Genomic DNA, 23459 nt, shown 5'->3' with positions numbered 1-23459 from the left:
TGGGTGGGAAAAAAATATTGGGGGTATTTAATATGTTGGATAAGAAGAAAGTTGATTGTGTGGATTTTAATGGTTGTATGCAGGAGCTTAATTATTACATTAAGGATAATAAAACAGAGGTTAACGTACCTATTAATTTGTTGGTAAATTTATTTAACATTTTGCATGCGGAAGTTACTGCTTGTGCTAAAGCCGCTGCCGAGGCTGTAAATATAGCGAAGGAAACTGTAACTGTTGCCAATGAGGCCAAGAATGAGGCTAAGAATGCGGCAATAGCAGCTTCCAAAGCTGAGGGTGAGGCAAAGAGTGCAGCGGTTGCCGCCAATAAAGCTGAGAGTGAAGCAAAGAATGCCGCTCTTGCCGCTAATAAGGCCGAAAATGAGGCAAAGAATGCAGCAGTTGCCGCTAATAAGGCTGAGAATGAAGCAAAGAATGCCGCCTTGGCCGCCAGCAAAGCGGAGAATGAGGCAAAGAGTGCGGCAGTTGCCGCTAATAAAGCGGAAAGTGCGGCTGAGAATGCGGCATTGGCAGCTAATAAAGCTGAGAGCGATGCAAAGAATGCCGCCTTGTCTGCTGCTGAGGCTAAAAATGATGCCATGGCCGCCAATGAAGCCAAAAATGCCGCGGAAACTGCTGCTGCCAATAGATCTATTTGTGAAAATATCAACCAGAATGGTACACATAACTCTGCCAGGTCTTGATAAATATAAAACAATATATATTGGAGATTCCGGTAAAAATTAATTTAACAGGCGTTTTCCTAATTAACGGAAGGCGCCTGTTTTGCTTTCCATAATAAGAGATGTTTATATAGGGTTTAAGATTGAATAAATGCTTATTAGTCATAATTCGACAGCATTTCCGAAGGTATTATCTTGGTTTCTGTCTAATGTTTAATGGGAGTGTGCCGTATGTCTATGGGAGGTAATGTTAAAATGAAGGGTAGAGATAAATTAAAAGAAATGTCTGTTGGCAACTTGTTTGAATTGGAAAGAAGATTGCCTGATAACAATTTCTGTTCTTACAAGCTGATAGATGATAAGTATCTTTTGGGGGATGATTCAATTGGTTTTGAACAGCTCCAAAACATATTAGAAATAATACCTTATGGCATATCTATAACTACAGATCTGTCCTGCAGAGATATAAGACATAATTCAGCTGCTGCTAAGATATTAAGAATTAACCCCTGGGAGAGTTTTTCACTTTCATCTGCTATTCTACCGCCTGTGAAAATATATAGTAACGGGAAAAGACTTTTACCGGAAAATGCGCCTATGCAGCGTTCGGCCATATATGGTGAAATAATTGCGGATCAGGAGGTGGAAATGATATGGGAAGACGGTGTTCGAAAAATTACAAAATGGAATTCCAGACCTTTTTATGACAGTAAAGGGGAGATTGTCGGTGTAGTGGCCTTCTGTGAGGACATATCTAATTTAAAAACATTGAATCTTTTGCTTCAATGTGATAGTACGGCATGCAATGTTTGCAGAAAACTGGTAGATATAGTTGAATTTCTGCCGGATGCTACTTTTGCTGTAGATATTAATAAAAGGGTTATTTTTTGGAATAGGGCAATTGAGGATATGACCGGTATTAATAAAAAGGATATTATTGGTAAGAGTGACTTTCCCTACTCCTTGCCGTTCTATGGTGAAAAAAGGCCATTGCTGGTCGATATAATAATTTCAGATAAAAAAGACGATATAAAAAAATATAATTACTTTGAAAGAAAGAAGGGTATTTTATATGCCGAAAGCTTTAGTAAGTATGCATTTAATGGTAAGGGAGCCTTTTGGTGGGGAAAGGCTTCTCCTCTGTATGACAATGAAGGCAATATTGTTGGAGCAATTGAATCAGTTCGTGATATGACTGAACATAAAAAAATTGAGAATGAGTTGAAGAAACACCGTAAGCACCTGGAAAATCTGGTGCAGGAGCGTAATAAGGAACTTATAATTGCGAATAAACAATTGCAATCGGAGATTACTGAGCGGAAACAGATAGAGAAGAAACTGGAAAAGGATCAGGAGCGCTTGTATGAGCAGTTGCTCTTTTCTAATTCCCTCAACCGCATAGCTGAAACCATAATCGTCCAGGATGACAAAAAGACGATTTTAAATGATATGACCAGAATGTTAGGACAAACACTTGGGGTGGACCGCTGCAGTATTTTTGAAATAGACATTAAACAAAACTTAGCAATAAAAATGTGTGAATGGATGAACGAAGAAGTCGTTAATATGGTGCCCTGTCAAGATATCTACAGTTTAGACCAATATTCGAATGGTGTCAGGTTTATTTGGAATTGTCGAAAATGGCTTGAGAGTCACATAGATAATAAGCATGCTGAACTAACCGCTGATGGTTCCGCAGAAATATTTCACCATCAAATTAATATACAAAGCATGTTGTGTTACCCTTTCTCTTTCCAGCAGAGCGGTTACTATTTAATGATTTTTAGCCAGATTAGATACCGCCGCACCTGGCATTTAGACGAATTCAATTTTATTAGCGCCACTGCGAAGCTTGTTGAATTAGCCACTCAAAAAATCAGTATTTTGTATGAACGGGGACAGTTTTTAGAAACACTGAGAAAAGCTGAAGAGGAGAAGGAGCTTATTCTCAGTAATCTGTCGGAACTGGTAGTATATCACGATATAAATATGAGGATTAAATGGGCAAATGAGGCTGCAGGCAGGTTTTTTGGATTAGCCCCGGAAAGGTTAGTGGGCCATCGCTGTTACGAGTTATGGAAGCAGGTGGAACCATGTGATGGCTGCCCTGTTAAGGAGCTGCTTGAAAGCGGTCAATCGCAGGAAAAAGAGGTTATTGGTCCCGATGGAAAGGACTGGCTTGTTAGGGCTAACCCTGTTTATGACGGTAACCGCAATGTCATAGGAACTGTTCAGGTTGCCCTGGAAATAAGCCATCGTAAACAACTGGAACAAGAAATAGCACGCCTGGACAGGCTTAATTTAATCGGAGAAATGGCTGCCGGTATAGGACATGAGATTAGAAATCCAATGACTACAGTACGCGGTTTTTTACAAATGATGGCAGAGAAGAATGATTGCCTTAAATATAAGCAGTATTATGATTTAATGATAGAGGAACTGGATAGGGCTAATTCCATTATTACGGAGTACTTATCGCTGGCCAAGAACAAGTGTGTCAATTTAAAAATACAAAGTTTGAATCAGATTTTAGATGTTTTATACCCGCTAATACAGGCTACAGCAATGCGTGAGGATAAGTTTATAGTGCTGTCGCTGGGAGATGTCCCGAATTTGCTTCTGGATGAAAAGGAGATCCGTCAACTTATCTTAAACCTATCCCGCAATGGTTTGGAAGCTATGTCCCCCGGTGGAAAATTAATTATTAAAACGATGACATGCAGCGGTAAGGTTGCTTTAGTTGTACAAGATGAGGGTTCGGGTATACGACCGGAGATAATTAAAAAGTTGGGGACTCCTTTTTTTACGACTAAAAATAATGGAACAGGCTTGGGTTTATCAGTCTGCTATAGTATAGCCAATAGACACAAAGCAACTTTAAAAGTTGAGAGTAATAATATGGGAACTACCTTCTCTGTTTGGTTTAACCAAAACCAGCCAGAATTCCCCCACCTTTAAAGTGGGGGATGAGCGGAGGCCTTGTAAGACCTCTTCTCTTTGTATCGTAGGCGGTAGCTGATGAATCAGGAAACGCTCGTTGAAGTTCCTATGAAAGCCCCCGCTTCTTAGTGGAACGTAAGCGGGGGTAGTTCACTTAAACTGTCAAATCAATTTGCTGAATTGTGCCCGCAGTTCCGTTTTCATTAATGTAAATTCCTGATGTTCTAATCTGCCCGTTTAAAATGTTTTCACTGTTCTTCATGCTAAATGGTGTCTCTATATTACCGAGATATATGGCACCTACACCTTTTTGGCCAAGGGCAAATAATTTATCGTTGCCTTTTGAATCCTTAGTCCAGATGCGAAGCTGCTCAAAGATGGGATCATTTTCATCTATCCAGTTATTACCGTCGCTGTCGTATTGAGACAGCTCAGCAAAGCCATTTCCGCTGTTTGGCCCAAATAATTCACTGCCGTTATTAATGACACCGTCATTATTCAGGTCCAGAGCCAGAAAGCCACTGTCCTGGGTTAGAAAAGAAATTTGATCCTGGCTGCCGTCAGAGTCCAGGTCAAAACTAAACTTTGTATCAGTTAACTCCGGCGCTTTACCATTAAAATTAATCACCAGTGGGTCAATTTTAACAGCATCACCCGCTCTGATTTGAATGTTTTGTTGTGATGCGAACTGCCTGCTCATATCTAACTGAACAGAAAAATTGATTTCCCTTCCATCGCTTGTTTTTATAATCCCCTGAGACTCATAAGACATTTGTTCCTTTTCAAAATGTGTTTCTTGCAGGTTGTATTCCATTCCCGAACCTAGTTTAGCGGGTAATTTAATATTCAGGTTTCTGGAATTAAAAGAAAGTTTAGCGCTGGTTCCCTGAAGTTCTATTCTTTCAGGTAAAATGAACTTAATTTTCTTCCCGGTGATAGCTTCCAGCATTTTTTGAAGCAATAGAATTTTTTGTTTATCTTTATCACTTATATTTATTTCCTCGTTTTGAGTTTCTGTAATTTTTCCGGAAGCGCTTTTTTCCTGTTCAATTAAGGCCCTGGCCTCTTCAGATAAATCCAGGAAATCAGTATTAATAGTTATTTTAGCTAATTGATTAGTAGAAGATAACTTTCCTTCAAAGTCAGGTCTTTTATCACCGACCCAGGTTTTTAAAGTTTCTTCTTTTGTATCTATACTAATACTGCTGCAATCGCTATGCATGAAGATATTTGAACTCTGGATTTTCACGCTAATTCCTCCCCTCTTTAAGATAAATTCTTTTAATCTATATCGGGTTAGTTTACTAAATCTTTATATATAAATTCTTCTGTAATCCTTAATTTGTCAAAGATACAGTAAAAACGGTCAAAAAAAATAGCCCCAAAGCTTATTGGGCTGCTGATGAATGGCTTAAGTCCTTGTTTTTATTCTTCTTCTTCAACCAGCCATTCATCCTCCCAGCCCATTATATTGCTTATCTTGGCTGACTTGCGGTTAATAAAATTTGTCGCAAACCTGTCAGCATCCTTTTCCGCTTTTTCTTCATCCACGTCGGCAGTGAGAAAATTGTTTACCAGTTGATACCTGTGTCTTAATTCATGAACTAATGCGTGTAAGGAGTATAACTGTTTGCTGTGAAAGTTATCCCCGTCATCATCTTGAGCAAAGATGCAGACAAAAACTTCATCGGTGGCCTGGTTGTAAGTACCCTCTAACTTTCCCGAAAATTCTTCCAGAGAAAAATTAAAGCACCTGGGATAGTGTTTCAGCATATCAAACCTGGTTTCATAAATAACCAGCTTCTGTGGCTTGTAATCCTTGCCCAACAGTTTGATTATTTTATTCAGCTGTTCATCTGTAAATACATTTCCGTTGTTTATAATGATCATGGCAACCTCACATGTTTTGAATTTATAAATTATGGTTTAATTTATTTTACTTTAGTATTGCTAATAGTCAATAAGAAAATTACAGGTAAGATATATTTTACCTGATTAAGTTTCCATATAACAAGTTGTATTAGTATTTACTGTAATACATATAATAACGCAAATAAATATCTTGTGATTAGTGATTGCTTATTTCAGGAGGTATCGCATGGAAATAGAAGCCGGAGAAAGGTGTTCTTCCTGCGGGCAGGAGAACGCCCCGATATTTAAAAACCCTTTGCCGGGGGAGAAGCAGGATGAGCTTGTAACAGCAGCTAAGAATAAGGCTTCATTATATGCTGAACTGGACAAGCTGCTGGAGCTCTATGGCAGGGAAAGAGGTGAACTAATCCGGGTTCTCTACGGCGCTCAGAAGATATTCGGTTATCTGCCGCCGGAGGTTCAGGCATATATTGCCGCCAAAATGGATATCCCGATTAGTGAGGTTAACGGGGTAGTGACATTTTATACTCTTTTTGTTACTGAGCCGAGGGGGCGGCATACGGTTAGGGTTTGTACGGGTACAGCCTGTTACGTTAAGGGTGCCGCTGATATTATGGATAAATTTAAACAAGAACTCAAGCTGGACGGCCGGGAAACAGGCGAGGATGGTTTATTCACATTAACCTCTACCCGCTGTATCGGTGCCTGCGGAATGGCTCCGGTGTTGACTGTTGATGAGGAAGTATACGGCAATTTAACCGCAAAAGATGTGATTACCATACTGGAAAAATACCGGTCTGATCCGGTCGCTGCCGGTAGTGGTACGGCAGCAGCGGAAAAAGCTGAAATACAGCCGGAAGCGAGGGCAAACGAGAATCATGATCAAGTCCATTGAGGAACTCAAAGCAATTAAAGATAAATACCTGCCTGTTATCAATTTGCGCTTAGATCACAGACCGGCTTCGGAACAAAGACATCTGCTGGTTTGTGCCGGTACCGCCTGTACTTCGTCAGCCAGTCAAGAGATCATCAAAGAACTTGACCGACAGATCAAGGAACATAAGTTAACCGGTAAAGCAAAAGTTTTTAAAACAGGTTGTTTCGGGTTTTGCCAGCAAGGACCAATTGTTGTGGTGCAGCCTGATAATATTTTTTATTGCCGGGTTAAGAAAGAGAATGTCAAGGATCTGGTGGAAAAGCATATAATCGGCGGCCGGGTGCTTGAGGAACTGCTGTTTAAAGAGCCTGATTCGGGAGAACTGCAGCGGCGTATGGAGGACATAAGGTTTTTTCACAACCAGCAGCGGGTGGTACTGCGCAATTGCGGTGTAATCAACCCGGAAGATATTAATGAGTACATAGCCAGGGACGGTTATGCCGCTTTAGCCGATATACTTAATCATCGTTCGCGGGCTGAGGTTATTGATCAAGTAATTAATTCTGTTCTTCGTGGCCGGGGAGGTGGGGGGTTCCCTACAGGCAAAAAATGGCAAATAGCTGCCCGGCAGGAAGTAAACCCTAAATATATAGTATGCAATGCTGATGAGGGGGATCCGGGCGCGTTTATGGATCGCAGTATTTTAGAAGGAGATCCTCATGCCATACTGGAGGGTATGTCTATCGGCGCTTACGCTGTAGGTGCCGAGCAGGGTTATATCTATGTGCGCGCAGAGTATCCTATCGCGGTGGACAGGCTGGAAATAGCTATTGGGCAGGCCAGGCAAATGGGCTTACTGGGTAAAAACATTTTGGGCAGCGGTTTTAACTTTGATATTGATATAAAACTGGGCGCCGGGGCTTTCGTCTGCGGTGAGGAAACCGCGCTGCTGCATTCATGCATGGGGGCCAGGGGAGAACCCAGACCCCGACCGCCCTACCCCGCTCAGGAGGGGCTTTGGGGAAAGCCTACTGTAATTAACAATGTCGAGACTTTTGCCAACGTGACGGTTGTTTTTCAGAAGGGTTGGCAGTGGTTTGTGGGGCGGGGTACTGCCAAAAGCAGCGGAACCAAGGTATTTTCTCTGGCCGGCAAGATTAAAAATACCGGTCTAATTGAGGTGCCCATGGGCTCCACTTTACGCTCTATTATTTTCGATACCGGAGGTGGTATACCTGACGGCCACAGGTACAAGGCTGTCCAGACAGGCGGGCCTTCCGGCGGGTGTATTCCGGAGGAATACCTGGATATCCTGGTAGATTATGACTCTCTGGCGAAAGTTGGTTCAATTATGGGTTCCGGCGGGCTAATTGTTATGGATGACCGCGACTGTATGGTGGATATAGCCCGTTTCTATGTTGAATTTGCTCAGGATGAATCTTGCGGGCGTTGTACCCCTTGCCGTGTAGGTACGAAAAGACTGCTGGAAATCTTGCAGCGCATAACCAAAGGTGAAGGTGAGATGGAGGATTTAAGGCTGCTGGAGGAACTTTCTCAGGATATTAAGGTTGCCTCCCTCTGCGGGTTAGGCCAGACCGCTCCTAATCCGGTGCTCTCCACACTGCGTTTTTTCCGGGATGAGTATATCGCTCATATTAGGGATAAGCACTGCCCGGCCGGTGTATGTAAAGACTTGCTGCATTATCTGGTGCTGGAGGACCAGTGCATTGCCTGCGGTATATGCGCTAAAGCCTGCCCGGTTGATGCGATAAGCGGGGAGAGGAAAAAACCGCCCTATAAAATTGATCCGGAGAAATGTATCCGCTGCGGCGCCTGCATGGAGAAGTGTCCCAAAGATGTTATTATCAGGGGCAGCATTCCCGGATTTAAAGCTGCTGCAGGTCAAGTTCCCGGGGGCGGCAGGGGTGGTATAAACGAAGAAGGCAACCTGGAGAATTCAGACTTTGCGGGGATACGGGAAAGGGGGGATAAGCATGCCGCAGGTTCAGGAGTACACGCCGGGTCCGGTCATTGAGGGTGCGGGCCACCTGTTTGAAAAAGATGAAAAGAACTTAGAAAAGGTGCGGCTGTTTATTGACGGTAAGGAAGTGACGGCGCTAAAGGGAATTTCTGTACTGGAAGCAGCCAGATCTGTGGGCATAACCATACCCAGTCTATGTTATTTAAAGGGTATTAATGAGATAGGTTCCTGCCGGGTTTGCATGGTGGAGGTGGAAGTTAACGGGGTTATGACTTTGCAGGCTTCCTGTGTGTATCCGGTTGCTGAGGGAATCAGGGTGTACACCAATACGCCGCAGGCCCGCCGTGTCAGGCGGACTATGGTGGAACTCCTGCTTTCCGATCACCACAGGGAGTGCACTGCTTGCATAAGAAACTTAAACTGTGAACTGCAGAACCTGGCTGATGACCTGGGCATCAGAAATATTAAATACACCGGTGAAACGAATTATGTTCCCATATTTGCAAATAACCCTTTTATCATGAGGGACTACAATAAGTGCATTAAATGCCGCCGCTGTGAGGCTATCTGCAGCAAGGTTCAGGAGGTAAACGTGTATTCTGCTTTAGGCCGGGGGTTTGAAGTAAAAATAGCGCCTGCTTTTATACAGGATTTGTCCGCCGTCGCCTGCATTACCTGCGGGCAGTGTGTTATTGCCTGTCCCACCGGTTCACTGGTGGAAAAAGAGTGCATTGAAGAAGTATGGGATGCTCTGGCAGATAAGGATAAGTATGTGGTGGTGCAAACCGCCCCGTCCATACAGGTTACTTTAGGAGAGTCTTTCGGTCTTCCGGTAGGGACAATTGTTACCGGAAAACTTGTATCGGCACTGAGGCGGATGGGGTTTGACAAAGTTTTTGCAACCGATTTTACTGCTGATTTAACTATTATGGAAGAGGCGCATGAACTGTTAGACAGACTAAACGGCCATGGCAGGCTGCCGCTTTTGTCTTCCTGCAGTCCCGGATGGGTCAAATTCTGCGAGCATTTTTATCCCGAGTTCACGGAAAATATGTCTACCTGCAAGTCACCGCATGAAATGTTCGGTGCCTTGACCAAGACCTATTTTGCCGAGAAAGAGGGGCTTGATCCTGAGAAAATTGTGGTGGTGGCCATTATGCCTTGCACTGCCAAGAAGTATGAGGCCTCACGTCCGGAATTCGGCAATAAAAGATTTAAAGATGTAGATTGGGTGCTGACTACCAGGGAACTGTCCCGCATGATTCGACAGATGGGAATAAACTTTACTGAACTTCCTGATGAGGACTATGATCAGCCTATGGGCATGTCCACAGGGGCGGGAGCAATTTTTGGCGCCACGGGCGGAGTAATTGAAGCCGCTGTGCGTACAGCTTATTACCTGTCAACCGGAGAAGAAATGGATTTATTGGACTACAGTGAATTTGAGGGAATCAGCGGCTTGAAAATAGCCGAGGTAAAGCTGAAGGACAGAACTATTAAGGTAGCGATTGCCCACGGTACCGGCAATGCCCGCCGCCTGCTGGACAGATTGAAGGCCGGAGAAGAATTTCATTATGCCGAAATTATGGCCTGCCCCGGAGGTTGTGTGGGCGGCGGCGGACAGCCTATTTTCGGAGGCAGGGAGCACAAGGAAATCTCGCTTGATTACAGGCATAACAGGGCTGACGCCCTGCACAGGATTGATCTGAGCAAAGAACTTCGCCGATCACATGAAAACCCGGCGGTCAAGAAGATATATGAGGAATATTTAGGGCGTCCCCTGGGGGAGAAATCCAGGGAATTGCTGCATACCTGCTTTACCCCAAGGGGCAAAATGCCCGGTTTTGCCTGGCAGGATTTGCCGCCGGTGGATCATAAATGTTTGCATTGAAATTTTAAGTTCATGGTTTTTATATAGAAGAGATTGATGAGATTTTAGGCAGATATTAAGAAAATGAATATGTTTGAATGAATTAATTTTGACAAAAACCCTTCGAAAAACATGTCTTCGAAGGGTTTTAGATTTAACTATCGTTTTTTAAGATTTTTTATCTGTTTATGAATCTTTTTCCATCTTTCTTTCTCTGCCAGATACTCCTGCCGGTTTTCTTTCCTGGATAGGTAGGCCAGTTCTTTTTGCAGTTTGCGGTAATTCCCGTACCTGTCATAATCCAGTCGGCCATTCTCTAGAGCGGCTTTCACAGCACAGCCGGGTTCTCCTTCATGCCGGCAGTCCTTAAAGCGGCACTGTGAGGCCAGTAACGAAATATCTGCAAATGATTGCAATCCTTCACACGTACCCCATAGCTGCAATTCTCTCATCCCCGGTGTATCTATTATAAGTCCACCCCCGGGTAGAATGATTAATTCGCGGTAGGTTGTGGTATGCCTGCCCCGGTCATCTGACTGTCGTATTTCGGCGGTTTTTTGTGCTTCTCTGCCGCAAAGATGGTTGATAAGTGTTGATTTGCCCGCTCCTGAGGAGCCCAGCAGGGCCGCAGTGCGGCCCTTTCTTAGATGAGAAGCCAGTTCAGTTATCCCTGTTCCGCTTTGGCTGCTGGTCACATGTACCGGCACGCCCGGAGCAATGTTTTCAATGGCCAGGACTTTTTGATTTATATCATTGCATAAGTCCGCTTTGCTCAAAATTATAACCGGATTAGCTCCGCTTTCCCAGGCCAGTGTCAGGTAGCGTTCCAAACGCCTTAAATTAAAATCATTATTCAGGGCAGCAACTAAAAACACGGTATCTATGTTAGCCGCTATTACCTGTTCTTCAACAGTTGTTCCCGCTGTTTGCCGGGAAAACTTGCTTTGTCTGGGTAAAACAGCCTGTATAGTGGCTTTTCCTTCCCCGGTTGGGTTAAGAACAACCCAGTCTCCGACAGCAGGAAAGTCCCGCCGGCCGGAGGCTTCGTAGCGCATTTTGCCGGAGACGGCGGCCAGCAATTCACCTTGCTCAATGTATACGCGGTAGATATGTTTGTGCTCTGCCGCTATTCTGCCGGCAATATAGCCCTGCTGTGAATAAGGAGCAAAGCTGTTATTGAAAAATGAGTTCCATCCTATATTTTCTAAATTCACTTGGATTCCTCCAGACCAAATTATTGTGGTCGCAGAAGAATCCCCAGGTATTTAAATCAGCTTTCAATTAATAAATGAGGAAACCTGCGACCTTAATTACCCGAAATGAGACTGAGATTACCGAATCCTTTTTCTCGGACATATTCACCACTCCTTTAAAATATTGCTTATATTATATATGGCTGAATATTGTAAGTCCAGAAAGTTTACTATAAAAATATTTACAAAACTGTTGACAAAGCTATTCTGCTTAACATATACTTAGTTAACAAATGTTAACCAAGGGGAGACGTTATGGAACATATTTACTCTCATCACGGGAAAAAAGAAGATATTATAAATGCCAGTATTAAGTTATTTGCCGAAAAAGGTTATGATGCGGTTTCCGTCAGAGATATTTCCAAAGCCGCAGGGGTTACTGAGGCTGCCCTTTATAAGCATTTTAAGGGCAAAGAGGATATGTTTTTAACTATTTTTAAAGAAATAATCCGGGAATATTGCCGCCGTATATTTGAAATCAAGCAAAGCGACACCGGTGCTATTGAAAAGCTTTGCCGGATTGTTGCCATTACTTTTGATCTTTATGAGGCTCATCCTTCGGAAATACGCTTTGCTTTAATCACACAGCACAAGTTTTGGGAGGTACTGCCTAATGATTTTAAGCCTCACCTGCTAATCAAAGCGATACTTGAAGAAGGCATGGATTCGGGTGAAATACCAAGGGAGGAAGTCTACCTGCTGATTACTGTTTACAGCGGGCTGCTGCTGGAACCTCTGGCTCAGTATCCGTATTTTTATGATGTTTTGCCGCCTCTACAGGAGCTTAAGGTACGGATCATGTCTAAAGTACGTAAGCTTTTGCAGTAACAGAAATAATCACACGAATAAAATATTTTTTTAAGTCGTAGTTAACGAACGTTAACAAATAAAAAGAGTGCTATTAAAAAGGAGTGTCACGATGTGAGACGCTTATTGCAAATAATATTTAAGCTGTTATTCAGGCTTCGCCTGGTTAATTTTGAGAATTTGCAATTTAACGGGCCGTCTGTAATTATACCTAATCATGTGTCCTTTATAGATCCTGTTATTCTATATCTTTTTCTGCCGCGGGAAGTAGTCTTTGTGGTAAACACTCACATTGCCAAACGTTTTGCTTTTGTCTTGCGCTTTTGCCATCATGTTGATGTGGATCCGTTAAATCCTTATTCCTTAAAAAAAATAGCTGCCATTGTTAAAACCGGTACCCCGGTGGTATTGTTTCCGGAAGGACGGATTACAGTAACCGGAGGCTTAATGAAAGTATATGACGGTATAGGTTTTATTGCTCAAAAAACGGGAGCTGCTCTTTATCCCCTTATTTTTACCGGTTTAGAGTATTCTAAATCATCCCGGGTGCGGGATAAGCTTAAGAGCAGGTGGTTCCCGAGGGTGCGGCTTTTTGCGGATCAGCCGGTAAAATTGAAGGCTGATGAAACTAAAACTTCTAGAATGCAGAAAAGGGAACTGAGCAATAAAATTCTGCAAACTATGCAGCAGTCTCTTTTCAGGGCTAAATATGAGGAAAAGGTTAATCTTTTTAATAATTTGCTCCAAGCCGCCCAGACCAATGGGACTGGGAGCATTATTGCAGAGGACATGGGGCAGAAAATATCCTATCGCAATTTGCTTATCGGATCCTATGTTTTGGCTAAAAAATTGTCCGGATTGCTGAAAGATGAGAATATAGGGGTTTTACTGCCTAATTCCATAGGCCATGTGGTAACCCTTTTTTCCCTGTTTTTCAACGGTAAGACTCCCGCTGTGCTTAACTTTTCCGCAGGGGTGAAAAATAACCTGGACTGCGCTGAAACAGCCGGTATCGGTGTAGTTTTGACTTCCCGTGTGTTTATAGAAAAGGGTGACCTGAATGATTTAGCGGAGGCACTGGCTAAAAAATATAACGTTATCTATTTGGAGGATATTAAAAAACAAATAGGTTTTAGCGATAAATTGAACGGTTTAATTAAATATTTAGTCAAAGCTAAAGCCCAAAAGCCCACTGGCAGAGTAATACTTTTTACCTCGGGAAGTGAAAGCAAGCCCAAGGGTGTGGTGTTAAGCCACAGTAATATTGCGGCCAACATCAGACAGGTTTCCTGCGTTATTGATTTTACGCCTAAGGATAGGATATTCAATGCCTTACCTATGTTTCACAGCTTTGGCCTGACAGCCGGCACCATGCTGCCCCTGCTCTCCGGTGTAGAAGTGTTTCTCTATCCCAGCCCTTTGCATTATAAAATTATACCCGAGCTTTGTTATGAGAAAAGAGCCACGGTTATTTTCGGCACTTCCACTTTTTTGGCCTCGTATGGAAAATATGCTCATCCCTATGACTTTTTTAGCTTGAGGCTTGTCTTAGCCGGGGCAGAAAAACTTAAAGAAGATACCAGGGCCCTTTGGCAGGATAAGTTTGGTATCCGTATTTTAGAAGGCTATGGTACTACGGAAACAGCACCGGTTTTGAGTTTGAATACGCCGCTTTTTTATAAAGAAGGCACGGTAGGCAGGTTGCTGCCGGGAGTAAGTTGGCAATTGGAAATTGTTGAGGGGATTGAAGGAGGGGGGAGTCTTCTGGTGCAAGGGCCAAATGTAATGGAGGGCTACCTGCTGCACGGGGTTGGTTTTGTTCCCGCCCCGGTCTGGTATAACTGCGGCGACGTTGTAAGTATTGACCGGGAGGGGTTTGTTGCTGTCAAGTCCCGGCTGAAGAGGTTTGCCAAGGTCTCAGGTGAAATGGTAAGTTTAAATCTGGTGGAAGAGCTGGCTGAAAAGTGTTTTGGAATTGCTGGGCAAGCAGCTGTGAATATGCCTGATTCCAGAAAAGGGGAAAAAATCATACTCTATACCTCTGACAAGAAAGCGACTAGGCAGCAGCTCAGAGATTATCTGGCGCGCAGTCACCAGAGTATGCTGCTGATGCCGGCGGAGGTGGAGTATATTGAAAAACTGCCTCTGCTGGGCAGCGGTAAGACAGATTATGTAGCATTAAAACAAGTTGCTGAAAAAAGAAACTTGAAGGACTAATTTGGCTGGAGGTGCGGAAAAGGAATGGAAAGAAAATGAAACAATGTTGGAACAACAGAAATGGGGAGGGGGCAGCATGTTGGTTGCCGGATGGTGTTTTAAGCTAAAACCTCTAAACGCTCTGTTTGCCGCTCAGTTTTTATCTGCTTTTGTTGATAATATGATTCTTTTTATTACACTGGCAATTATTAATAGGGATGGTTATCCCGGTTACTATCTGCCGCTGGTTCAGAGCGCTTTTCTTTTTGCTTATATTGTGTGTGCACCCTGGGTAGGCAGGTTTGCTGATAAAAATCCCAAGCCCTGGGTGCTGGTTATCGGCAACATTTTAAAATCAGTCGGTATTTTAATGCTGCTGGTTAAAATTAATCCCGCTGTCAGTTATGCGGTTGTCGGTGCCGGTGCAGTGGTATACAGTCCGGCCAAGTATGGCATATTGCCTGAACTGACCTCTGGCGAAGGCCGGCTTTTAAAAGCAAACTCGAATATGGAGAGCTTTACTATTCTGGCAATACTGGCCGGCTCGGTGTCCGGGGGGTATCTCTCAGATAAATCTATACTCCTGTCACTCCTGGTCTGCCTGGTGCTTTATGGCCTTTCGATACTTTTTAGCACTTTTATTCCCAGACAAAAAGGCAATGAACGCATTGGTTACAGTAGGGCGGTACGGGCCTTCGGAGCTGACAGCACGTTACTTTTTAAAGACGCGCAGGGTCGTTTCTCGCTTATTGGCACCGGGTCGTTTTGGCTTGCTTCTGCAGTGCTCAGAATGGTGATTATTGCCTGGCTGCCGATAACCCTTGGTATTACCGGCAATACCTCTATCAGTATGATTATTGCTGTAACCGGTATTGGCATAGCTATTGGTGCCGCCATTACTCCGTATCTGGTGACGGTAAAAACCTATACCAGAACAGCTTATTACGGGTTGGCCATGGCAATTTGTATTTTTGCCTTCACCTTAATCCACAGCTTAACATTTACAATAATCTTTTTGTTGCTGACAGGTTGTTTGGGAGGTATTTTCATCGTTCCCATGAATACCTGTTTGCAGCAGGTCGGGCATGAAACTATTGGGGCCGGAAAAACTATTGCCATTCAAAACTTTGTAGAGAATACTTTTATGTTTCTTGGCGTTGGCGGATACACTCTGGCAGCTAAAGCCGGTGTGGGTGTAAATGCCGCTATTGTGGCAACAGGGATTACGCTGCTGATTTTTATCGGCTATATGTTTTTATCTGGAAGGAATTGTGCCCGATGAATCTGGAATTATGTCACACTTATGCGTCAGAGGTGAGTGTTGTTGAAGAATAAGGATGCCTGTCTGCTTATTCACGGCTTTAGCGGTGGGCCCTTTGAGGTTATGCCGTTGGCAGATTATTTAGCCGAGCAAGGTTTTACTGTATCTGTTCCAACACTGGCCGGGCATGATGATAACCTTAGTAAACTGGGCCAGGCTAATTATCAGGACTGGCTTGCCTCCGCTGAAACAGCTTTAATTAAGCTGCGCAGCGAGTACCGGAAAGTGCATATTGCCGGTTTTTCCATGGGAGGGCTGATAGGTATCTATCTTGCTCATAAATATGAGGTAAATAGCCTGATCACATTGAGTTCACCTGTTTATGTTCTTGATTTCAGAAAGATTGTGGAGAATATATATACAGGCTTAAAAAATAATGATTACCGGCGCATAAAAAAATATGCTCGCAACATAATGCACGTACCTTTTAAGGCAGTGGCCAATTTTAAACTTATCCAGAGAAAAACTTTGCCGCTGGTTAGAAGTATTCAGGTGCCGCTTATGGTTATTCAGGGTTTAAAGGATGATACGGTTAAACCTAAAAGCGCGGACTATATTTTTAATAACGCCGTTTCGAAGACGAAGCGAATATATTACTTGCCGGAATCTTCCCATTTAATATGTCTTGATGTGGAAAAGGACAGAGTTTTTGAACTGGTAGTTGATTTTATTTCAGAGGTTTGAGGGATTTCTAAAGAGACTAACAAAAATCATGTATTTGTTTTTGGGAAATAATATTTGAAAAATATAATAAGAAGGTGATTTAGGTTCAGGCCTTTTCAATCACCTTCTTATCACCAATAAGACTATTTCATTTTAATCATTATTTCATTAGCTGCCATTTACCGTCTTTAATTTCTACCAGCACCATGGACTCCGCATTTAACCCGTTATGATCCTTATCTGAGAGATTGAAGATTCCTGAAACACCGGAGAAATTCTGAATTTTCTCCAGCTCATCCCTGATAGCAGCTTTATTGTCGCCGGCTTTTTCAATTGCTCTTACCACTAAATTAAAGGCATCATAACCATAACCGCCGAACGAGTTGGGCGGTGCATTATACTTCTTGGTATAATCATCAATATAATTAGTTAGAATTTTTTTCTGAGGATCGGAATCTGGAAGCTGCTCAGCAACCGCAATTTTCCCGATGGGCAAAATTACGCCTTCAGCTGCGCCCTGTGCCAGCTCGATAAACTTTTGGTTGCCTGACCCGTGGCTGTGCAGCAGGGGTATGGTAAGTTTTAAATCCTTAAAATTCCTTGTCACAATAGAAGCTGTGGGTGGTATGGCCCATACGATCGCTGCTTGTGCTTCGCTGTTTTTTATTCTGGTCAACTGCGGGGTCATATCCTTATCGGCAGCTTCAAACTTTTCTTCATCAGTAATAGTCAGTCCCTCTTTTTGGGCAACCATCTCAAAGCCTTTTCTGCCGTTGTCCCCGTATGCATTATTAGTGTAAAGAAAAGCGACTTTAGTTAAGCCTTTCTCTTTAAGATAACCGGCAATCCTGTTTGCAGTGACCAGGTCGCTTTGAGCGGTCTTAAACACCCATTTTCTTTCCGCCACCGGCTCTACGATTGTACTGGCGGCGGCCATAGAGATTAAAGGTGTTTGTTCTTTTTGTGCCGTGTCAACCATTGCCAGAGAAGGGCCGCTGGAGCTTGCTCCGATAACGGCCAGTACTTTTTGCCGGTCAATGAGTTTTTTAATAGCCATTACCGCTTCAGTCTCATCACTTTTATTGTCTAAAATGGTTAGTTCTACCGGGTGTCCGTTAATACCGCCGGCAGCATTTAATTTATCGGCCAGCATCTGCAAAGTGTTGCGCTCGGGAACACCAAGCGATGAAGAAGGACCGCTGATATCAACAACCGCGCCAATTCGATAAGGTTCTTTGGCGGTATCCGTGGGGGCCCCGGTTTCCTTTGTGCCACTGGCACAGCCGCTGAGTAAAAAAACTGCCGCCAGCAGTGACGCTATAATGTAAACAGGTAATTTTCTCATCTTGTTCCTCCTCATATTATTAAAAAAAATTATCATAGAATATATTGCCATGTATGGACTGCTTTTTCGAAGTAGAATTATTTAAGGCAGCACTGTTTTAATCTCTTCATAAACCACCCCCTGAAAAAGGAAATAAAAAAAGCCCCAGCCTTCGCAGGGACGAAAGCGGGACTTCCGTGGTACCACCCCAATTGGTTAAATAACCCACTCAATAAGGGTACGTGAAAATATCCTCCCTGCCAGGTGGTAAAAATAAAAAAAACTCCTCGTCCGTAAAGGGACGAAAAGTTGTTTCGCGGTACCACCCTTGTTGGTCAATAAATGACCCACTCTTTAGGCAGGGTACGGGATTTATTCCTTATACCCCCTTCCTTTTAACGGTAGAAGAATCCGGCCGAACCTACTCCAAAGACTTTCAATCCGGCAGTTCGCGGGGAGAACTTCAACGGCACATACTTTAAAAGCGCTTCCAGTCACGACGCTTTCTCCCTGAAAAGATGAAACTCCGTTTACTTTTCCCAGTCATCACTTTTAAATATTTAATTAATTATAAACCGTCTTTGTACAAAGTCAAGATAAAAATCATATTTTTAAAAAAACTATAAAATTATTATTATTGATATTTTGTCATAAGACGGTTGAAATTTGCTATGCATTATGGTAAATTTAGAGGAATAGCTTGTTATTGAAGAATGGCAGAATGGTAATTAAAAGATTTGTTCATTACTTTCAGTTACCCGAAGGCAGGTGGTATTGAGAGGCTAATAAAAATGTAGAATGGTAGAACGGTAGAATGATGTTGTGGCTTGTGGATGGCACTCTCATTCGAGGGTGCCGTTTTTGATTTTTATTCACTACTTTGATTGGGAATTGGAGGCTTAGATAATGAAAAAAGTTCCTGTATTATTAATAATTTCAGTGTTGTTGTCAGCGCTGCTTTTTACGGCAGGTTGTTCTTCCAGTCAGACGGAATCAGCCAATTCTTCTAAAACCGGCGACACGATAAACATAGGTGCCGTGCTGGATATTAGCGGTACATCTTCCTCTCTTGGTATACCTGAAAGAGATACTTTACAGATGATGGCCGACCAGTTAAACGCTAAGGGCGGTATCAACGGCAAGCAGGTAAAAATGATTATTATGGATAATAAAAGTGATGAAACCGAATCGGTTCTGGCAGTGAAAAAGCTTATTGACAATGATAAAGTGGTTGCGGTAATCGGTGCCAGCGCAAGCGGAACCTCACTGGCTATGGTGGATACTGTGCAAAAAGAGGGAGTACCCATGATTTCTTTAGCTACAAACAGTAAAATTGTGCAGCCGGTTGCTGAGCATAAATGGGTGTTTAAGATGGCTCAGAGTGACGCTACTGTTGCCGATAAAATGATTATTTATGCAAAGGCTAAAGGAGCTCAGAAAATAGCTGTGCTCTATATGAATAATGCTTTCGGTGACGGTGGCAAAAAGGCTTTGATTGAGTCTGCTGCCGCTAAAGGTATTGACGTTGTTTTTGAGGATAAGTTTGAAGCCACGGATAAGGAAATGTCAGCGCAGCTGGCTAAAATTAAAGCCAGTGAGGCTCAGGCTGTATTGGTGTGGGCTATTCCTCCTTCTGCATCTATACTGACTCGCAATTATCGGGATTTGGGTTTAAAGATTCCTTTAATTCATTGTCACGGGATAGCCAATCAGAAGTTTTTGGAACTGGCAGATGAATCTGCCAACAATATAGTTCTGCCGGTAGGTAAGATTGTAGTGGCTGAGCAATTGCCGGATAGTGATCCGCAAAAACAGGTATTGCTTTCTTATGCTAAAGATTATTCAGAGAGGTTTAAGAGCCAGCCGAATACCTTTGGCGGTCACGCCTGGGACGCTTTTAGTATGTTGGTCAATGTGATTAAGGAAAGCGGTACTGACCGTGTTAAAATCCGTGACGGGTTGGAGAAAACAACTGGTTTTACAGGTATATCCGGTGTATTTAATATGTCTGCGCAAGATCATAACGGGCTTGATGAAGCTTGCATGGTAATGGTAGAGGTTAAAGACGGTAAATGGAATTTAATTAAATAATTTATTATATAACAACCAGCAAATGAGGTGGCGAATAAGTGCAGACTCATGAACAGCTTTTACAATTCATCTTTTCCGGCTTGATGCTCGGCAGTATTTACGCACTGATTGCCCTGGCCCTGGTTACTACTCATAATATAACCGGTATTTTAAATATGGCCCAGGGCGAGTTCGTCGCTATCGGTGCCTTGACCGCCTGTAGTTTTTACGAGGCGGGTTTTTCCTTGCCCGCAGCTTTTATTCTGGCTGTATTGATTACGGCGATTGTAGGCGGTTTTATGGAGAGGCTGGCCATCAACCCGGCCCGCAATTCATCGCCCCTGTCTCTGATTATCATAACTATAGGTGTATCTATTGCTTTGCGCGGTACAGCACTTCTTATATGGGGTACAGATCCTTATTCTCTGCCTTCGTTCAGCGGGGGCGAATCACTGCATGTGCTGGGAGCCGTAATTAATGAACAAGGCATATGGATTTTGGGTTTGGTCATATTTGCGGTATCAGGCTTGTATATTTTTATGGAAAAAACTTACTGGGGCAAGGCGGTCCGGGCCTGTGTGATTAACCGCGTAGGCGCCAGGTTGGTAGGCATAAACCCGTATATCCTTTCCTTTATGGCCTTTGTGGCCAGTGGGGCATTAGGAGCGGCAGCCGGCATTGTGATTACTCCTGTTACTCTTGCTACTTATGATATGGGTTTTGTGCTCGGTTTGAAAGGCTTTGTTGCGGCAGTGTTGGGCGGTATCAACAGTGTCGGAGGGGCAATTCTGGGGGGTCTTTTATTGGGTGTTTTGGAAATGTTCGGAGCAGGTCTAGTCTCATCCGGTTTTAAGGATGCTGTTGCCCTGATTGTTTTAATCATAGTTTTGCTGGTCAGACCGGAAGGCATTATCAGTGCAGTTACCGGTAGAAGAGTATAAAAAATGACCATACGGAGTGATCAGCTATGAGAGTTATAATAACTTCCGTTTTGGGCCTGTTATTTTTGGCTCTGCCTTTTATAATTAAAAGCAACTATTTATTGAGTATATTAATTGTAATAGGTATATATACGCTCGTTGTGGAAGGCCTGGGTTTGCTTATGGGCTATGCGGGGCAGGTATCTTTCGGGCAGGCGGCTTTTTTTGGCATCGGCAGTTATACGGTGGCCATATTGACTGCCAGGTACCATTGGGATACTGTTGCGGCGCTGCTGGCCGCTGTAGTTATTCCTTCAGCCGTGGCTTTTATAATCGGCAGGCCTACTTTAAAACTGCGGGAACTTTATCTGGCCTTGGCGACTCTTGCTTTTGGGCTTTTGGTGCATATAGCTTTTAATGAAGGAAGAGAACTGACCGGTGGGCCGTCCGGGCTTACCGGAATTCCTTATCTCTCCTTTGCCGGATTAATATTGAATCGTGATATACATTTTTACTATCTGGTTTGGGCTTTTGTTTTGCTGGTTTTCCTCGCAGTCCGCAATTTGGATCGCTCCAGAATTGGCAGGGCTATGAGGGCTATTCGTGACAGTGAATTAGCGGCGGAAGCCAATGGGATCAATACCGCTCTTCTTAAGCTGCAGGCTTTTGTGTTCAGCGCTTTTTTGGCCGGATTGGCTGGGGGAATTTATGCCTATTACATTACTTTTGTCAGCCCTTCACCTTTTGGTTTCAATATGTCTGTTCAATTTGTTTTAATGGCTGTTGTCGGAGGTTTGGGCACAGTTTGGGGACCGGTTTTGGGTGTAGGCCTGGTGGTGGCTTTGGGAGAGGTACTCAGATGGTTTATTCCCCTGGTTATGCCTCGTGCAGGCGGTGAATACCAGATTGTATTTTTTGGGATAATACTGGTTCTGGTAATGATTTTCAGACCGGAAGGCTTAAGCGGGAGGTGGCGTAAAAAACAGGCTGCAGCCGAAGAGGGTAAGGGTGCTCTGGAGACTACTACTACTTAAAGTACTTTTTGAGAAAATGAGGTGCACCGGAGGTGGCATAGTGTTTTTGGAAGTAAAAGGTCTGACTAAGCATTTTGACGGTGTGACAGCTGTGGATAATGTCAGCTTTAAAGTGTTCCCCGGAGAGATTTTCGCTCTTATCGGCCCTAACGGTGCGGGAAAAACAACAGTATTTAATCTGATTTCCGGTATATTGAAACCGGACAGCGGAGATGTAAAATTTAAAGGTAAGGATTTGACTGTTCTAAAGCCTTTTCAGATAAGAACGCTGGGCATGGCCCGTACTTTCCAGAACCTGCAGCTTTTCAGCAGTATGTCCTCTGTGGAAAATGTTATGGCCGGTGCTCATGTGACCGGTAAGAAAGGTTTTGTACAGTCATTGCTGCGATTGCCGGGCGTTGCCATTGAGGAAAAGGAAACCTACCGGCTTTCTGTAAGTGTAATGCGGGAAATGGGATTGGGCAGTGATATTGATACACCGGCTTCCACTCTGCCTTTTGGCAAACAGCGCTTGTTGGAGATTGCCAGAGCACTTTCAGGGGCTCCGGAACTGCTTCTGCTGGATGAACCTGCAGCCGGACTTAACGCGGGTGAGACGAAGCAGCTGGCGGAAAATTTGAAAAAATTAAGAGAAAAGGGTCTTGCTCTGATTCTGGTTGAACATGACATGGATACAGTAATGGAAGTAGCGGATAGGATTCTGGTTTTGAATTTTGGGATTCCAATTGCAATGGGAACACCGGAGGAAATTAGAAATGACACGCAGGTGAAGAAAGCTTATCTCGGGGAGGATGAAGAATTTGAGTATGCTGCAGGTGCAGGGGCTTAAGGTATTTCACGGGTGTGTGCAGGCCTTGCGAGGTTTGACTTTCCGGGCGGAACGGGGGGAAATGATAGCTGTACTGGGGGCTAACGGAGCGGGAAAAAGTACACTGTTGGCCACTATTTCCGGTATATGCTCGCCCGGGGAAGGCGAAATAATATTTGAGGGGAAATCCCTGACCCGCAAGTCTCCTGAGTTTATTGTCAGGCAGGGTCTTAGTTTGGTACCGGAACACAGGCAGATATTTAATTCTTTAACTGTGTTGGATAACCTGCTTTTGGGTGCGTTCCACCGTTACCGCAGTGATAAGAGTAGGGTAATGGAAGATTTGCAGCGGGTAATAGAAATATTCCCTGCTTTAGAAGGTAAGCAAAAGCAGATAGCCGGTACAATGAGCGGCGGGTTGCAGCAAATGCTGGCCATAGGCAGAGGATTGATGGCCAGACCCAAACTGATCATGCTTGATGAACCTTCTATCGGCCTGGCTCCTATGGTTGTGCGTGAAATTATGTGTGCCTTGCGAAAACTAAAAGAAGACGGCACGACGATTATCCTGGTTGAGCAAAATGCCTCTGCTGCTTTGAAAGTGGCAGACAGGGCGATTATTATAGAGCGCGGACAGGTTGCGTTAAGCGGTAATTCCAGCGAGTTGGTCAGCGATGAAAGAGTTCAGCAGGCATATTTGGGTAAATCAGCAAAATCCGGCTTTGCAGTTCGCGAGGCTGTGGCGTTTGGCTAATAGTGCATAAATTCAAACCCCTTATGAATGGCAAATTCACAAGGGGTTTTTGCATGATTTCTGCCGAGCACGGTTGCCTGTGGCTGCTT

The 23459-nt window shown here is 43.7% G+C and carries 18 protein-coding genes and 1 other annotated feature; of the genes, 14 read left to right on the top strand and 4 right to left on the bottom strand.

Features of this window, described 5'->3' with window-relative positions:
- Positions 1–32 precede the first annotated feature (32 nt).
- Positions 33–701: a hypothetical protein gene (locus DTOX_RS18615; RefSeq protein WP_015759221.1), complete on the top strand. Its 669-nt coding sequence runs from the start codon at positions 33–35 to the stop codon at positions 699–701.
- Between the two features lie 210 nt (positions 702–911).
- The gene (locus tag DTOX_RS21730; protein ID WP_015759220.1) at positions 912–3638 is read left to right on the top strand and encodes a PAS domain-containing protein; all 2727 of its coding nucleotides are present in this window, start codon (positions 912–914) and stop codon (positions 3636–3638) included.
- A 136-nt stretch (positions 3639–3774) separates the two neighbouring features.
- Here the strand turns inward: DTOX_RS21730 and DTOX_RS18605 are convergent, their stop codons facing one another.
- The gene (locus DTOX_RS18605) at positions 3775–4869 is read right to left on the bottom strand and encodes a hypothetical protein (RefSeq protein WP_015759219.1); all 1095 of its coding nucleotides are present in this window, start codon (positions 4867–4869) and stop codon (positions 3775–3777) included.
- Positions 4870–5045: 176 nt separating this feature from the next.
- On the bottom strand, positions 5046–5510 hold the full coding sequence (locus DTOX_RS18600; protein ID WP_015759218.1) for a hypothetical protein: 465 nt from the start codon (positions 5508–5510) through the stop codon (positions 5046–5048).
- Positions 5511–5718: 208 nt separating this feature from the next.
- On the opposite strand from DTOX_RS18600, the gene DTOX_RS18595 reads away from it, so the two are divergent.
- The 3 genes from DTOX_RS18595 to DTOX_RS18585 are packed head-to-tail and all read left to right on the top strand — an operon-like array spanning position 5719 to position 10241.
- Positions 5719–6387, top strand: coding sequence for an NADH-quinone oxidoreductase subunit NuoE family protein (locus DTOX_RS18595; RefSeq protein WP_015759217.1), 669 nt, complete (start codon positions 5719–5721; stop codon positions 6385–6387).
- Positions 6371–8404, top strand: coding sequence for an NADH-ubiquinone oxidoreductase-F iron-sulfur binding region domain-containing protein (locus DTOX_RS18590; RefSeq protein ID WP_015759216.1), 2034 nt, complete (start codon positions 6371–6373; stop codon positions 8402–8404). Before DTOX_RS18595 ends, DTOX_RS18590 begins: the two co-directional genes overlap by 17 nt.
- Complete coding sequence (locus tag DTOX_RS18585; protein ID WP_015759215.1) at positions 8364–10241, top strand: NADH-dependent [FeFe] hydrogenase, group A6; 1878 nt, start codon at positions 8364–8366, stop codon at positions 10239–10241. The genes DTOX_RS18590 and DTOX_RS18585 overlap by 41 nt, the downstream gene beginning before the upstream one ends.
- Positions 10242–10378: 137 nt before the next feature.
- Here DTOX_RS18585 and rsgA read toward each other — a convergent pair whose 3' ends face one another.
- Positions 10379–11434, bottom strand: coding sequence for a ribosome small subunit-dependent GTPase A (gene rsgA, locus DTOX_RS18580; protein ID WP_015759214.1), 1056 nt, complete (start codon positions 11432–11434; stop codon positions 10379–10381).
- 294 nt (positions 11435–11728) lie between these two features.
- On the opposite strand from rsgA, the gene DTOX_RS18575 reads away from it, so the two are divergent.
- The 4 genes from DTOX_RS18575 to DTOX_RS18560 all read left to right on the top strand — a co-directional run bounded on the left by DTOX_RS18575 (position 11729) and on the right by DTOX_RS18560 (position 16481).
- Positions 11729–12301 (top strand): TetR/AcrR family transcriptional regulator, encoded by a 573-nt coding sequence (locus DTOX_RS18575; protein WP_015759213.1) that lies wholly within the window; start codon positions 11729–11731, stop codon positions 12299–12301.
- Between the two features lie 93 nt (positions 12302–12394).
- The gene (locus DTOX_RS18570; protein WP_015759212.1) at positions 12395–14497 is read left to right on the top strand and encodes an AMP-binding protein; all 2103 of its coding nucleotides are present in this window, start codon (positions 12395–12397) and stop codon (positions 14495–14497) included.
- Between the two features lies 1 nt (position 14498).
- Positions 14499–15758: a lysophospholipid transporter LplT gene (gene lplT, locus DTOX_RS18565; protein WP_015759211.1), complete on the top strand. Its 1260-nt coding sequence runs from the start codon at positions 14499–14501 to the stop codon at positions 15756–15758.
- A 39-nt stretch (positions 15759–15797) separates the two neighbouring features.
- On the top strand, positions 15798–16481 hold the full coding sequence (locus DTOX_RS18560) for an alpha/beta hydrolase (protein ID WP_015759210.1): 684 nt from the start codon (positions 15798–15800) through the stop codon (positions 16479–16481).
- Between the two features lie 139 nt (positions 16482–16620).
- Here DTOX_RS18560 and DTOX_RS18555 read toward each other — a convergent pair whose 3' ends face one another.
- Entirely contained in the window at positions 16621–17805 is a 1185-nt protein-coding gene (locus DTOX_RS18555; protein WP_015759209.1) for an ABC transporter substrate-binding protein, read from the bottom strand.
- 273 nt (positions 17806–18078) lie between these two features.
- Positions 18079–18340, bottom strand: a binding site (T-box leader).
- Positions 18341–18690: 350 nt separating this feature from the next.
- Between DTOX_RS18555 and DTOX_RS18550 the strand changes: the two genes are divergently transcribed.
- The 5 genes from DTOX_RS18550 to DTOX_RS18530 are packed head-to-tail and all read left to right on the top strand — an operon-like array spanning position 18691 to position 23370.
- Positions 18691–19875 (top strand): ABC transporter substrate-binding protein, encoded by a 1185-nt coding sequence (locus tag DTOX_RS18550; protein WP_015759208.1) that lies wholly within the window; start codon positions 18691–18693, stop codon positions 19873–19875.
- Positions 19876–19913: 38 nt separating this feature from the next.
- Positions 19914–20795 carry a branched-chain amino acid ABC transporter permease gene (locus DTOX_RS18545; RefSeq protein WP_015759207.1) on the top strand — a complete coding sequence of 294 codons (882 nt, stop codon included), beginning with the start codon at positions 19914–19916 and terminating at the stop codon, positions 20793–20795.
- A 26-nt stretch (positions 20796–20821) separates the two neighbouring features.
- Positions 20822–21808, top strand: a complete 987-nt coding sequence (locus DTOX_RS18540; protein ID WP_015759206.1) for a branched-chain amino acid ABC transporter permease — start codon at positions 20822–20824, stop codon at positions 21806–21808.
- A 40-nt stretch (positions 21809–21848) separates the two neighbouring features.
- Entirely contained in the window at positions 21849–22637 is a 789-nt protein-coding gene (locus tag DTOX_RS18535; protein ID WP_015759205.1) for an ABC transporter ATP-binding protein, read from the top strand.
- The gene (locus DTOX_RS18530; RefSeq protein ID WP_042317457.1) at positions 22615–23370 is read left to right on the top strand and encodes an ABC transporter ATP-binding protein; all 756 of its coding nucleotides are present in this window, start codon (positions 22615–22617) and stop codon (positions 23368–23370) included. Before DTOX_RS18535 ends, DTOX_RS18530 begins: the two co-directional genes overlap by 23 nt.
- Positions 23371–23459: the final 89 nt, after the last annotated feature.

Origin of the sequence: Desulfofarcimen acetoxidans DSM 771 (assembly GCF_000024205.1) — a bacterium.
Taxonomy (GTDB): Bacteria; Bacillota; Desulfotomaculia; order Desulfotomaculales; family Desulfofarciminaceae; genus Desulfofarcimen; species Desulfofarcimen acetoxidans.
This window is presented reverse-complemented; position numbering and strand designations above follow the sequence as displayed.

What these genes read in the sequence shown, in the direction of transcription:
- DTOX_RS18615 (WP_015759221.1), top strand. Translation starts at nt 33, where the DNA reads ATGTTGGATAAGAAGAAAGTTGATTGTGTGGATTTTAATGGTTGTATG.
- DTOX_RS21730 (WP_015759220.1), top strand. Translation starts at nt 912, where the DNA reads ATGTCTATGGGAGGTAATGTTAAAATGAAGGGTAGAGATAAATTAAAA.
- DTOX_RS18600 (WP_015759218.1), bottom strand. Translation starts at nt 5,510, where the DNA reads ATGATCATTATAAACAACGGAAATGTATTTACAGATGAACAGCTGAAT.
- DTOX_RS18595 (WP_015759217.1), top strand. Translation starts at nt 5,719, where the DNA reads ATGGAAATAGAAGCCGGAGAAAGGTGTTCTTCCTGCGGGCAGGAGAAC.
- DTOX_RS18590 (WP_015759216.1), top strand. Translation starts at nt 6,371, where the DNA reads ATGATCAAGTCCATTGAGGAACTCAAAGCAATTAAAGATAAATACCTG.
- DTOX_RS18585 (WP_015759215.1), top strand. Translation starts at nt 8,364, where the DNA reads ATGCCGCAGGTTCAGGAGTACACGCCGGGTCCGGTCATTGAGGGTGCG.
- DTOX_RS18575 (WP_015759213.1), top strand. Translation starts at nt 11,729, where the DNA reads ATGGAACATATTTACTCTCATCACGGGAAAAAAGAAGATATTATAAAT.
- DTOX_RS18555 (WP_015759209.1), bottom strand. Translation starts at nt 17,805, where the DNA reads ATGAGAAAATTACCTGTTTACATTATAGCGTCACTGCTGGCGGCAGTT.
- DTOX_RS18550 (WP_015759208.1), top strand. Translation starts at nt 18,691, where the DNA reads ATGAAAAAAGTTCCTGTATTATTAATAATTTCAGTGTTGTTGTCAGCG.
- DTOX_RS18540 (WP_015759206.1), top strand. Translation starts at nt 20,822, where the DNA reads ATGAGAGTTATAATAACTTCCGTTTTGGGCCTGTTATTTTTGGCTCTG.
- DTOX_RS18530 (WP_042317457.1), top strand. Translation starts at nt 22,615, where the DNA reads ATGCTGCAGGTGCAGGGGCTTAAGGTATTTCACGGGTGTGTGCAGGCC.